Origin of the sequence: Paraburkholderia sp. GAS206C (genome assembly GCF_050435645.1) — a bacterium.
GTDB classification, from domain to species: Bacteria; Pseudomonadota; Gammaproteobacteria; order Burkholderiales; family Burkholderiaceae; genus Paraburkholderia; species Paraburkholderia phenazinium_B.
Map to the genome: position 1 here is coordinate 118,428 of NZ_JBNDKR010000005.1, position 12,901 is coordinate 131,328.

Genomic DNA, 12,901 nt, shown 5'->3' on the forward strand with positions numbered 1-12,901 from the left:
CAACGCTTCCTGCAAACAGGAACACCGCGATACGACCAGGGACATCCGCTAGTACCGCAAGCACATGAATCACCTATATTAATCTGGGCAGTAACGCGCCGAAACCGGCATTCATACCAGGCAAGAGACCGTCAACGCATCGCACGCCAGAAGCAGAGTTCGCACAGCAACGCCACGCGGAGGTCGCCGATGCTCGTTGATCTTGTACGCGATTTACTGAATCGCATCGCCCCTGGCTGGGAAGCGGCATTCGCACGTCACGGCCTCAATCTTCGCGCAGCGGACACCGTGAGCGAACTCGCCCGTGCGCTGAAGATCGACTGGACCGATCCGCTTGTCTGCGACTTATGCCGCACCACATACCGGGCCATCGAACCCGGAGACCCGGCACGTAGCCTGCTTTATCACGTGCTCGCGCGTCCCGCGGAGCAGTCCGTGGGTGAAAGCATCTCGCTCGACGAACTGGATCTATTGGAGAACTACGTTTATTCACTAGCAGGGCCGCCCGGCGACTGGCCGGAGCTGAACGTCGCAGTGCTTGCCTACCAGTATCGGCCGGCCCGCCGCACCGGCCACCAGGTACACGCCGACATGGTGTTTTCACGCTTGGGTATTGCCCGCAATGGCGACGTCGAAGCTCTGTTCGATCCGCCTGGTCGCGGCTTTTCGCCCAATGCCGGAGACGTGGCACACGTCCGCGTGCTACCGGCACGTTTCGGCGCGTTCCTTGTGCGTCGCCAAAAGGGACCGCACGCGCTAGCGCTAATCGAAGGCGAGCAAATGCGTGATCATGAGCGGGACTTCGTGACGCCTGTCTACAAGCTGTTCGAAGGCCCGGAATGTATTCCTGGAATCTCTGTTTCGCTCTCCTTCATGCAACACCATGTCGGCGACAAGCTCAAGCGCGCGGCGCAGGCGACATGGGGCGTTAAGGTGCCTCGCTCGACGAACCTCGACGCACCGCCGTTCACCATGACGAGCAGCGGCCAGGCTGGAGATACAGTGGCGCTGGTGCGATCCGGTTCTGCCGTGCTGGTGATGCCCAAACCTCTGCCGCTTATCGAGTCCGTGCAGGCCGACAGCGCGCCAATATATAGCTTTAAAGTGCCACGCCAGTGGCCTTGGTTGCTCGAGATCGTCAATCGGCGCTATACCACGATGCGCATCGTCAATTCCCTGTTCCGGGTTTTTCTCGCGGGGGTCGATGAAGTGCGACAACTCTACTTTCCACACTTCGCGCCGAACTGGCTGCGCTACCCCGAGCCGCGCAACGCGCCGGAGTTCATCAACATCCGTCACCCCGCAGGACCTGGAAGCGCGGCGCCGCTGAACATGTGCATGCACCCGGACAACCGGGTGAAATTTCTGGACGAGGTCAAAGACGGCGGATACGACACCCGGTTCTTCATCGACCATTGCGCCGAGGGCGTGGTTAGCGTCGCGCTCGGCGGACCATCTGCGTTGCCCGTTCTTCCCGCCTATTCGATCGTCGCCGCGCCCGATTTCTATCCGTATGCCGATCAGGTCGAGCTGGAACGCTGGTTTCGGCAAACGCACACCGATCCTAAATCGCAGTTCAGAAATGGCGGTCCTTCGTCGCTCAGCGGCGAACGGTTGACTGCCAATCCGGACCATAGCGATCCGCTCACCGGCGCGCCGGCATTCACCTCCAGGGACACCACGATCTCCGTCGCATTCAGCCTCGCGGCCCGCACCGACCATCACACAGGACCGGTGGCTTCCAGCGTGAGAATGGTGTCGTTCCTGTCGGATGCTTCGTCCAATGTATTTGCACCCGGCTGGGACGTGACGTATTCGGGCGATCGCGGCGGCATCTTTCTCGCGACGCATGGACTCGGCAGTCCGTTCGCCGAAGACGTCAAGCTATGCGCGGCCTCGAACAGCTTCTGGCCCGCGCTCAGTCCGGACGCTTCTCGCACCTTCAATCGTGCCGATGCTCCAACCGCCATCCCGATGCTGGATGAGGAGATTGGCCTGCATCCTTCGCATCCGCTGGTGGTCAAGGGCATGGCCGTGGACTGTCGCGGATGGGACGGTGAGTATGGCCCTTATCTGACGCCAGACGGTATGGCAGAATACGCCGACATCTATCGTTCGGATTACGTAGCGAATGCGCTTGCTGGCAATATGCTGTTCGGTTCCTTGCAGCACGTCGATGCTGCCGAGCTGATCCGGCGCATCAGGGCACTACGTCACGCCGTGGCTGCCTGCGATCCTGGACAGACACCCGCCCATACCCGCTTGTGGCTGGTCTCGGCGCGTCGTGTCGACGACCGGGCGCCGGGGGCGCAAACCGCTTACCGTTTCCTGTTTGTGCTTCCGGTCGACCATGCTCCAAAGCCGGTGCAAACTACACCGGGCCGCTTGCGCGTGCCGTATGCACAGGCCCTGTGTTGCGATTCGACCGCCACCGCGCTGCTGAACCAGGTTCGCACCGCCGCGCCAGGTGCTGCAGCACTGGCGCTTTATCTATGAGGCGCTTGACGCGCGACGCGCGTCGCGCCATCCGCTAGCTAGCGACATGCAATGAACAGCGACGCAGATGTTGTCGTCATTGGCGACGGACCCGCTGCTTGCGCTGCGGCCATCACAGCCGCGCGTGCGGGACTGGAGGTCGTCATGCTCGGACGCGGCCGTTCGAGCGGCGCACCGGAATACCTTTCACACGCCTCTGTAACGCTGCTTGCTGCTCTTGCTCCGCGTCTTTCGCACGCGGCCGACATCTGGCTCGACCCAGAACCCTTACCGCAGTCCGGTCGCGCACTGATGCGCGACAAGTTCGATCAATGCTTCAGGATCGAAGCTGTCGAGACAGGCGTGCGATACGTTCCGCTCGTTACCGGCCGACTCGAGCCGCACGTTGCGCAAGGCAGAATTTCCGGCGTGTGCTGGGGAGAATTGTCGGTCACGAGCCCCATTGTGATCGACGCCAGCGGATCAAACGGCTGGCTTCGGCGTGCCATGCAACTCGAAGAGTCGATCGGTTCCCCGGCATTGTGGCTAGAGCGTGGACTAGCAGCAGCAAGCTCCCAAGCGCCGCAAAATCACTGGGAAATCGCGCAGCAAGGCTGGCTGTGGATCAAGGCGACCGCCACGCAGACCATCTGGACGTCCCTGTCAACCCAGCGTGAGACCGCCGTCCAATGGCCGGATGGCGTGTGGCCCATCGGCAGGCGATGGCGTGATTGCCGCCGTTGGCGTTGCCTTCAGCAGGCAGCCGGCCCCGGCTACTTCGTATGCGGGGACGCCGCCGTGCAACTCGATCCCGCCACGGGCGACGGATTCCGATTCGCTGTCGAATCCGGCGCCCGCGCGGCATCGATGGCGGCACAACTTCGCCGCCACCCCGAAAGCTCCAGTCTCATCGAGGCGTTGTACTCGGACTGGATCGTGCAGTTCTATGTGTCCCGCACAGCGGCGCTTGCAGAGTGCTACGCGAACGCCGACCTGCTCTGGGCGGAATAAAGCGCGTGTGGTCCCAACGCTTGAAGTGTGCAGCACCACCCTCCCCGGAAGGTGATACCGCGGACCATTACAGCGCGTTTAGCTGATAGCCGCCGAAATTCTGGATGTTCGGAATGCTAACGTTGACGTGCTGGCTCGCGTCGGTGGTCGTCACGATCGGCCCAACCTGGATACCGATGGTGGGGCTGGCAAAGCCGCCGCCGCCGAACACGTTGCCGTAGTTTCCGCCGACGCCGGCGAGTGCGCTGCCACCGCGAATAGCGGACATGCCCTTGCGGTCAAGTTGTTCGCTAACGGGCAGATCTCTGATCATAAGGGTCGATTGCATGACTGACTCCTGGAGTTGAGCGGACGGGCGTCACCCTCCGCGAAGGGTGACGCGCGCACCTGTTACAGCAATACGCCTTGCAAGCCGCCAAAGTTCTGGACCGTGGGGATGCTCAGGTTGAGATGCGAACTCGCGTCGGTCGTGTTGACGGCCGGCCCGATCTGCAGGCCCGTCGTCGGGCTGGCAAAGCCGCCGCCGCCAACCACGTTCTGGGTATTGCCGCCGACCACAGCGATGGCGCTGCCGCCACGTACGGCTGACATTGCCTTGCTGTCGAGTTCTTCGGCGATGGGCAGATCTTTGATCATGAGGTTCGAGTGCATGATTAACTCCTTGGAGAAAAGATTGATGTGGCCACCCCGTCGTGGGGTTGGCACGCACATTGTTTAGACAACCAGTTGGGTGCCACCGAAATTCTGGATGGTGGGGAGGCTCAGGTTGAGATGCGAGCTTGCATCGACCGTGTTGACGGCCGGTCCAACCTGGATACCCGTCGTCGGGCTGGCAAAGCCGCCGCCGCCGACCACGTTCTGGCCATTGCCGCCGACGATGGAGATTGCGCTACCGCCACGCACGGCTGACATTGCCTTGCTGTCGAGTTCTTCGGCGATCGGCAGATCCTTGATCATGAGAGTCGATTTCATGGTTAATACTCCTAAAGTGTTATGCGGGTTACGTTAAGTGAGCATCGGGTGTCGCGCTCACACCAGCTAACGCATAGGGTGTGCCAGGCGAGCAGCCAACATGTGCAATTGGGCCCCAGCGCCTTGCCGCACAAGGGAAAGGCCACGTTGTCCCGGCCTCGGTCCAGGCGGGCAGCGTTGAGCGGGGTGTTGTTCATGGCCAGACAGGGAGGGTGACAACAGTCCGCCGTTGACAGACACCTGGGCCGAACAGTCCGCGCAACGCTGGGCGAAGGTCCCGCCGGTTCGTTCGGCAGCCGCCTTTTCACGGTCCGGGTATCATTCAACTGAGGAATCAGCGAGAACGACGTGGGCACGAAGGCAGCGAATCGCGAAGACGCCCACCACGCGGCACACCGCATGCCCGAGGAACGACCTTCAGAGGAGACGATTCAGCATGTCGAATGACACTAACGCTTTTCGTGCGCGCCTGAGTTCGAACAGTCGCGGTCCGCTTGGAAATTTCCTGACCCGGTGTGTCGCCATCGTGAGCCACGTTGCCTGCGTGGCCTGCGTGGCCTGCACGCTGATGCTGGCCGCCACGGCCACGCAAGCTGCCGGCAACAGCACGGCGACCGCCGAAGCTGTGGTGATCACAACCAGCGAAGGCGCCCTGCGCGGCAGCACGCATGGCATCGTCGATGTCTATCAAGGGATTCCTTACGCAGCGCCGCCGGTCGGCGATATGCGATGGCGCGCACCGCAACCCGCGATCGCATGGACCGGCGTTCGCGACGCCACCCAACCCGGCAATGCATGCGTACAGGCGGCCGTGTTCTGGCGCCCCGGCAACGCGGCGAGCTGGAATGAAGACTGTCTCTACCTGAACGTCTGGAAACCGCGTCATGTGGATGCGCGTCTGCCCGTAATCGTCTGGTTCCACGGCGGCGGATGGATCAACGGGGCAAGCACCGACATGCAACCCGTACAGATCGTTTCGCACGGAAATATCGTCGTAACGGTCGACTACCGGCTTGGCGCACTCGGCTATCTCTCGCTGCCCGCGCTCGACACGGAATCCTCGGATGGTCAATCGAGCGGCGACTATGGCGATCTCGACAAAATCCGCGCGTTGCAATGGGTCAAGCAAAACATCGGCGCATTCGGCGGCGACGCCAACAATGTCACGATCGGGGGGCAATCGGCTGGCGCAGGCTCAGTCTGCTGGCTGCTCGCCTCGCCTGCCGCTGCGGGCCTATTCAACCGGGCGGTCATCGAGAGCATCGGCGACTGCGCGATCATCAGCCATGACACCGCTGCTGCGCATGGCAAGTCGTTTGCCGAAGCGATCGGCTGCGCGGATCCAGCAAGCCAGTTAGCCTGTCTACGGCAGAAGACGCCGGCTCAGATCATCGACGCACAAGCGAAAACCAATCTGAACTGGCGCCCCGTAGTCGGAGGGGAGGCTCAGCCTGTGCCGGTACTCGATGCGTTCCACTCGGGTAAATTCAATCGCGTACCCGTGCTCGTCGGCAATGTGCGCCACGAGACCCGCGTGTTTGTCTACGAAGGCAACGACATGATCCGCCAACCGGTGACGCCCGAAACCTATGTGTCGAACGTGCGCACTATGGAAGGCGACAAGGCAGACCGCGTGCTCAACGAGTATCCGCTCTCCGCGTATCCGGCGCCAGGGGTCGCGCTCGCCGCGGTGCAAACCGATTCGCGCTTTGCATGCGGTTCGGTTCCGGTCGAAGACGCGCTGTCGGCCTGGGTGCCCACTTACACCTACGAGTTCCGCGACGAAACGGCACCGCATACACCCTACATGGTGATCACGCCGTCGTTTGAGATTGGCGCCGCGCACTCGTCCGAACTCCAGTACATCTGGCGCGGCGATGCGTCCACGCCAGTCTCCGCGGGGCAGTCGAGCGGTTATCTGCCGCTTACCAGCGCGCAAACAAAGCTGTCGCACATGATGATGAATTACTGGGCCAGCTTTGCGCGAGCCGGTGATCCCAACACGGCGTCACAACCGAACTGGCCTCGCTACGATACGACCAAAACGCAACGGCTCGGTCTGTTAGCGGGCGGTGCTACTGAAATCGTATCGGGCGACGCTTACAGCAACGAGCATCACTGCGCCTTCTGGGCCTCGATGCAATAAATCAATCAGCCGGCTTGCCAAAACGATTTGCCGGCCACGACGATGAAGTGAGGACTGCATGTCAGAAGATCGAACGGTGACGCGCCGGCGCGTGCTTCAATACGCCGGTGCCGTCGCCGCAATGGCGGTATCTCCTGTGCGCCTGTTTGCGGCAGAAGACGCTGATATAACGGGCCGGCTTGCGCGCTATATGACTGCGGCTCGCGACAATGCGCTGCCTGAGCAGGTCGTGGTGGAATGCAAGCACCGTATCCTCGACACCTTCGGCGCAATGGTGTCCGGCTCGCGCATGAGGCCAGGCGAGTTGGCCGTGAAGTACGTGCAGGAACTAGGGGGCACACCGCAAGCATCCGTGATTGGCGCACGCTTTCGCACGACGACGGTCAACGCGGCACTCGCCAATGCGATGTGCGCGCACTCCGACGAGACCGACGACTTCGAACCCGTCACCAAGGCGCACCCCGGCAGCTCGGTCGTTCCTGCCGCGCTAGCAATGGGTGAATACGAGGGCCGTAGCGGCCAGGATCTGATTCGCGCGGTGGCGCTCGGGTACGACCTTGCATGCCGCCTGTTGATGGCGCTTGGACCCGATCTGGTGCGCGGATCGCATCGCAGCGCCGAGGGCACGGCTTCCACTTTCGGGGCGCTCGGCGCCGCCGCATCTCTCGCGCAGCTCGACGAGCAAGGCATGCGCTATGCCGTTTCCTATTCCTCCCAGCAGGTGTCCGGACTCTGGAGTTGGGTGAAGGACAAGGACCACATCGAGAAGGCATTCGACTTTGCCGGCATGGGCGCACGCAATGGCGTCACAGCGGTCACGATGGTGCAGGCGGGCATGACGGGCGTCAACGATGTGCTCGACGGCGCGAATAACCTCTTCATCGCGCTATCCACCAATCCCAAGCCGGAAGCGATGCTCGACGGACTCGGCAGCCGGTTTTACGTCACCGAGACGGCAATCAAGACCTATTCGGTGGGCTATCCGATCCAGTCGCCGTTGGACGCGTTCCTCACGTTGCGCAAGCAATACGGTCTTACCCCGGACAATGTCCGCAGCATTGTCGTCAAGATTCCTACCGATGCTGAGGGCATCGTAGGTGAAAGTGCCATGCCAGACGTCAATTGCCAGCATCTGGTTGCAGTCGCGCTCGTTAAGGGCGCGGTCTCGTTTACCGACAGCCACGATGTCGCGCTGATGCACGATCCGCGCATTCTTGCGCAACGTTCGAAAATCACCGTCGTGCCGGACGCTGCTCTGATGGACCCGGCCGCACCGCGTGGCGGAATCGTTCAGGTCACGACGACCGACGGACGAACCGTCGAGCATTTCACCAGGTTCCCGCCCGGCACCAAGGAGAATCCGCTCAGCACCGAGGCCGTTAGCGCGAAAGCGCGTGACCTGATGGCTCCGGTCCTCGGGGCTGCCAGAACGGAACAGCTCATCGAGCGGATCAACAGGCTGGAGACGCTGGACAACATCCGCCAGTTGCGCCCGTTGATCACGACGTGACCGAACGGCGCTAACGGCGGTCCTCTTTAGAACAAGCCTATCCGCCCACCCGCCGCTAGCCAGTCGCTAAACGCATCACGCTGCTCCTTCGACAGCAACGGTGTGACTGCCTGCTTGTCACCCAACTGCATGAAGTTGCCGCTATCGAGCTGCGGCCAGGTCATCAGACCCGGCCCGTTCGGATTGCCGGTGCGAATGAAGTTGACCCAGTAAGACTGAAGTTGATGCGAAATCTCCCGGTCCTTCGCAGTGAACGGCCGATGACCATACTCCAGCGTGCCGAATACGTACGGCACCTCTGAGCTATGAAACGTCGCAAAGCGCTTGGCAAGCGGGCCCGGTTCCGGATGCGTGTAGCGATAGCCGTACGCAGGTGCCGCCTGGCCGTCGCGCCCCTGCGACCATGCAATCACCCCTGCTGAAGCAGAATCCGCCAATAACCGCCGCACCGTCGCCGATACGTCCGCATCGCTTTTCACTGGATACAGCGCAGCAAAACGCGCAGACACCGGTGCGAAACGATCGCCAAGCATTGCCTGGTAAGCCTGGGTCGTGCTGATCTGCCACGTCGGGCTAAAGGCGCTAGCTTCGTCATGGTTAGACCCGAGCAGTACCGGCACATCAGTCCGCTCCTTCGTCCCTTCAGGAATGAATTTGCCATCGTCGACAGGGAAGAAGCGCACGTGATCGCCCAGACGCGGATCCGTCTGCAATGCGAGAAGCTGATCCGCAGAGAGAGCGCGCAGCGCCTCGAGCGTCGTTGCGCCGCTCAGGCCAGAGAGTTTGTCGCCAACCGCTTCGGCGCGCTCACGCGGGATGAGCGTCGTATCGCCCCACGAGTTGCTTTCTGCAATCGCGCGCGCAAACAGCCCTTCGGCCGACGGCGCGGCGAGCAGATGATGGACCGAGATCGCGCCGGCCGACTGCCCTTCTATCGTCACCTGGGCCGGATCGCCGCCGAAGCTCGCGATATTGGCCTTGACCCATTGCAACGCGGCGACCTGATCCATCATGCCGTACTCGCCCGAACTGCCTTGCTCGGCATCGAGCAATTTATCCGCGAGAAAGCCGAACAGGCCCATCCGATAGTTGATCGTGACAACCACAACGCCCTTTTGCGCAAGATGATCGCCCCGGTAAACCGGCACTGCGCCCGAGCCTTCCGAAAAGCCGCCGCCGTGAATCCATACCATGACCGGCAGCTTGCCCGCAGGACGCAGCGTGGGAGTCCAGACGTTCAGGAACAGACAGTCCTCGCTAAACGGCGGATCGGCGAGATATTCCGCAGTCCAGGGAATGACCGCTTTCGAATTGCGCCGCGGCTGTTCGCAACTGGCGCCGAACTTCGTGGCGTCGCGCACACCCTGCCAGGCCGTCGGCGGCGCGGGTGGAGTCCACCGCAGCGGGCCAACCGGTGGCGCCGCGTAAGGAATGCCCTTGAAGGAGAGGACATGCCCCTCCGTGGCGCCGCTCAATTCGCCGCTTTGGGTTTGAACCAGCGGCGCCGCAAATGCGTCGAGCGTGAGCATCGCAAGCACGATGAAAACTGCCGTCCGAATGACGTTGATCATGAGCAGAATTCCCTTCGGTTGTTCTGTTTCCCCAGCAGGTCCGATCGCGAACCGCGATCGCGAGTCGATGATAATACGCACGCTTTGCAAATGACGCGTGGGCGGCGCAGCATTCATGGCGGCAAGCTGTCACTGGAATGGCAAAGCCGCCATATATTCCCTTCGTTGACCTAAGACCTGGCGCAAACCCTTAGGGCTACCGTCGCCCCGCCGCATCATATCGGGTGAAAGCTAAGTGTGAGATTTCCACGATCATGCAACTATGTCCGACGACGCCTAAGCGCACACACCGACACGCGCGCACCAGCAGGAGGAAGCAGGTGGAAGGCATGCGTTTGACCGGGACTGCAAGATGACCTCCGAAGATCTATTGATGTTTCTCAGCGTGGCGACCAGCGGCAATTTCTCGCGAGCGGCCATTGAAGTCGGCCTGTCGCAATCGGCTTTGAGCCGGAAAATCTCGACCCTCGAGGCGGAGTTGAATATCCGTCTGTTCTATCGCAGCGGCCGCGGCGTCGTGCTAACGGAGCCGGGGCATCGTCTGGTCAAATACGCGACCGAGGTCAAGGAATTACTCGAGCATGCCACTGCCGATCTGTCTTCGCCGGAGCATCAAGGGCCGTCGAGCATCGTGCTGGCCGCGCAGCCCACCATTGCCAAGATCCTGTTTGGATCGATCGGCAAGGCTTTGAAACAGGAGTATCCCGGCATCAAGATGCGCTTCAAGGAGGGCTTGGGCGGCTATATCCGGGAGTGGATCGCGAACGGCGAGATCGACGCGGCCATCGTGTATCTGCCGGAAAATCACGCGTCGCTGGGCGCGGATGTCATTCTGCGCGAGCAGTTGTATTTTGTGGCGCCGCCCGAATTCGGCCCGATCGGCAAAGGCTTTCCGGTTGAACGTCTCGCCAGCGTGCCCTTGGTTCTGCCCGCGCATCCCCACGGACTCAGGGTTCTCGCGGAATCGCTGACGGCCCGCTTTTCCAGGTCCATCAATCTCAGCATGGAGTGCGACGCTTCCGTCTACATCACCAAGCAACTGGTGGCGGAAAACTGCGGCTGCACGATCCTGCCACTCGTATCGGTGCAAGAGGAAATGCGCAAAGGCACCTTGCAAGCCGTGCCGCTCATCAATCCCGAGATCATCCGGGACGTCGCCATCATCTCCGCACGCAACAGACCGCCCATCCCTAGCCAGCGCCAGGTGCTGGAAACGGTGCGCCAACAGATCGTGCATCTCGTGAATAGCGGTGCCTGGGCCGGCGCGACACTGGTCTGATACCGCGCGACCCTGCTGCCCGGCGTGCTCGCCAACGTGTTGCCATATACGGGTATTTACCCGATATGGCCAATCGGGCGCGCAAGCCACACCCCGCAAAATTTCATAGCTGCTATGCGTCAAACGTATTGCTAGCGCATACCCGTTCGGGAAGAATTCAGCCAGCCAATACGGCGATGCGCGCGGCCCGCATGAGAAGACAAATATAAATCGGCGTTAGATCCGATACTAAACATGACTAACAAAATAATAGTATTCAAGGAGACCCAATGAAAAAGCTGATCAGGATCGGTGCCGCCGGTGCATTGCTAGGTGTGGTCGCGTCGCCCCAGGCATTCGCGCAATCTTCCGTAACGCTCTACGGTGTGCTGGATAACTACATTGGCTACCAATCGTCCACCGTCGGAGGCAAGAGCACATCGCTAACGGTGTTGGGTAGCAACGGTCTGTCCACCAGCCGCTACGGCCTGAAGGGGGTCGAAGATCTTGGTGGCGGCATGAAGGCCAACTTCGACATTGAGGGCGGCTTCGATCCCAGCACCGGTGCACAACAGAACTCGTTTCGCATGTTCGATCGTCAGGCCTGGGTTGGATTGTCGGATGACCGCTTCGGTAGCTTCCGCGTGGGCCGCCAGGAAACCGCGATGTGGTTCTACAGCGGCAATATGGATGCGTTCGGCGCGGCCACCTATGGTTCGGGCTTCAATAATTTCGCGCAGTGGCAGGCACGGGTCGATAACGACATCGCCTATTTTGCGCCAACCTTCTTCCATACCCAGGTCGAAGTCCACTATTCGCTCGGCGGCCTGGCGGGCAATACCGGCGGCAACGGGATCTTCCAGGCGGCAGTGCAAAGCTGGCAGGGACCGGTGTACGTCGCTGTGGCGTACCTGAACGCGGTGAATGCCACGCAAACCAACCGGGTCCAGCAGTTGATGGCGGGCGGCAACTACAACTACGGATCGGGCAAAGTCTATGTGGGCTTCTTCCGCACCAATGACGTGGTTTCCGCCACCACGGGCAACGCACTCGGCAGCCCCGGCGGCAAGTTCGATCCGGCTGTGGGTGCAGTCAGCAATACGCCGGGGAACTACCACAACACCTATAGCCTTTCTGCCGACTACCAGTTCAATCCTGCACTAACAGTAGGTGCCGGCTACGCGTATATCCAGGACGACTCTTCGCTGCATAACAACGCTGAAGAGTTCAGCCTGATTTCGACCTACTCGCTGTCCAAGAGCACGACGCTTTACGCGGTTGCATCGCGGATCAACAACTCGCATACCGCACAGTTCAAAATGGGCGATGCGGCAACCACGACGGGCACCTTCCTGACGCCAGGGACTGGACAGGGTGAAACCGGCTTTCAGCTCGGTATGCGTCATTCATTCTGAAGACACGTTCGAGCGGGACCATTCAGGCACTTCGTAAGCAAGACTTCAGGTGGCAAGGCTAAGCAGTTTTCTTCGATACTTCAAAAGATGGAGGCGCAATGAAGCGTTTGATTCGCGTGGTCATACTGGTGATGGCGAGCTGTTTCTGCGCGGGTGGCGCCAATATGGCGCTGGCCGATGCGACAAGCGATACGGCCAACGGCCCTGTAGTTGTCGTAGTGCATCTGGACATCGTCCGTCCCCAGGTGAGCCAGGCGCTGCCGATCATGCGGGGGTATCTCGCGACCACGCGCCAGGAACACGGCATCCGCAATGTCGAACTTCTGTTGCAGGTCGGCACGGACAATCACTTCACCGTAGTAGAGACATGGGACGACCGCGCGGCTTACGATGCACATAACGCGTCTCAAGCGATTCGCGATTACCGCACCCGGATTTTCCCGTTTCTGGCGAGTCCGTACGACGATCGCATTCATACGGAAATCTCGGCAAGCTAGTCTTGAAGCGGCGTAACCATTTTTCAGTCGTCTGGTTGACTCACCG

11 protein-coding genes are annotated in these 12,901 nt (G+C 61.0%); 7 read left to right on the forward strand and 4 right to left on the reverse strand.

Features of this window, described 5'->3' with window-relative positions; all coding sequences use genetic code 11:
- The first annotated feature begins 189 nt into the window (after positions 1 to 189).
- Positions 190 to 2,496, forward strand: a complete 2,307-nt coding sequence (locus tag P3T20_RS15265; RefSeq protein WP_429287213.1) for a hypothetical protein — start codon at positions 190 to 192, stop codon at positions 2,494 to 2,496.
- Positions 2,497 to 2,547: 51 nt separating this feature from the next.
- Complete coding sequence (locus tag P3T20_RS15270; RefSeq protein WP_429287214.1) at positions 2,548 to 3,486, forward strand: NAD(P)/FAD-dependent oxidoreductase; 939 nt, start codon at positions 2,548 to 2,550, stop codon at positions 3,484 to 3,486.
- 67 nt (positions 3,487 to 3,553) lie between these two features.
- Here the strand turns inward: P3T20_RS15270 and P3T20_RS15275 are convergent, their stop codons facing one another.
- The 3 genes from P3T20_RS15275 to P3T20_RS15285 form a co-directional block, all read right to left on the reverse strand.
- A complete protein-coding gene (locus P3T20_RS15275) occupies positions 3,554 to 3,814 on the reverse strand; it encodes a hypothetical protein (protein WP_074267192.1) in 261 nt (86 codons plus the stop codon).
- 62 nt (positions 3,815 to 3,876) lie between these two features.
- A complete protein-coding gene (locus tag P3T20_RS15280; RefSeq protein WP_074267191.1) occupies positions 3,877 to 4,137 on the reverse strand; it encodes a hypothetical protein in 261 nt (86 codons plus the stop codon).
- Between the two features lie 63 nt (positions 4,138 to 4,200).
- Positions 4,201 to 4,458: a hypothetical protein gene (locus P3T20_RS15285; protein ID WP_074267190.1), complete on the reverse strand. Its 258-nt coding sequence runs from the start codon at positions 4,456 to 4,458 to the stop codon at positions 4,201 to 4,203.
- Positions 4,459 to 4,894: 436 nt separating this feature from the next.
- Between P3T20_RS15285 and P3T20_RS15290 the strand changes: the two genes are divergently transcribed.
- Positions 4,895 to 6,604, forward strand: coding sequence for a carboxylesterase/lipase family protein (locus P3T20_RS15290; RefSeq protein ID WP_429287215.1), 1,710 nt, complete (start codon positions 4,895 to 4,897; stop codon positions 6,602 to 6,604).
- Between the two features lie 58 nt (positions 6,605 to 6,662).
- Entirely contained in the window at positions 6,663 to 8,114 is a 1,452-nt protein-coding gene (locus P3T20_RS15295; protein ID WP_429287216.1) for an MmgE/PrpD family protein, read from the forward strand.
- Positions 8,115 to 8,140: 26 nt separating this feature from the next.
- Here the strand turns inward: P3T20_RS15295 and P3T20_RS15300 are convergent, their stop codons facing one another.
- A complete protein-coding gene (locus P3T20_RS15300) occupies positions 8,141 to 9,685 on the reverse strand; it encodes a carboxylesterase/lipase family protein (protein ID WP_074269289.1) in 1,545 nt (514 codons plus the stop codon).
- Positions 9,686 to 10,037: 352 nt separating this feature from the next.
- On the opposite strand from P3T20_RS15300, the gene P3T20_RS15305 reads away from it, so the two are divergent.
- From P3T20_RS15305 to P3T20_RS15315, 3 genes are all read left to right on the forward strand, one after another.
- Positions 10,038 to 10,964 carry a LysR family transcriptional regulator gene (locus tag P3T20_RS15305; protein ID WP_074267188.1) on the forward strand — a complete coding sequence of 309 codons (927 nt, stop codon included), beginning with the start codon at positions 10,038 to 10,040 and terminating at the stop codon, positions 10,962 to 10,964.
- A 269-nt stretch (positions 10,965 to 11,233) separates the two neighbouring features.
- The gene (locus P3T20_RS15310) at positions 11,234 to 12,358 is read left to right on the forward strand and encodes a porin (RefSeq protein WP_429287217.1); all 1,125 of its coding nucleotides are present in this window, start codon (positions 11,234 to 11,236) and stop codon (positions 12,356 to 12,358) included.
- Positions 12,359 to 12,456: 98 nt separating this feature from the next.
- Positions 12,457 to 12,855 (forward strand): putative quinol monooxygenase, encoded by a 399-nt coding sequence (locus P3T20_RS15315; RefSeq protein ID WP_074267186.1) that lies wholly within the window; start codon positions 12,457 to 12,459, stop codon positions 12,853 to 12,855.
- Positions 12,856 to 12,901 lie beyond the last annotated feature (46 nt).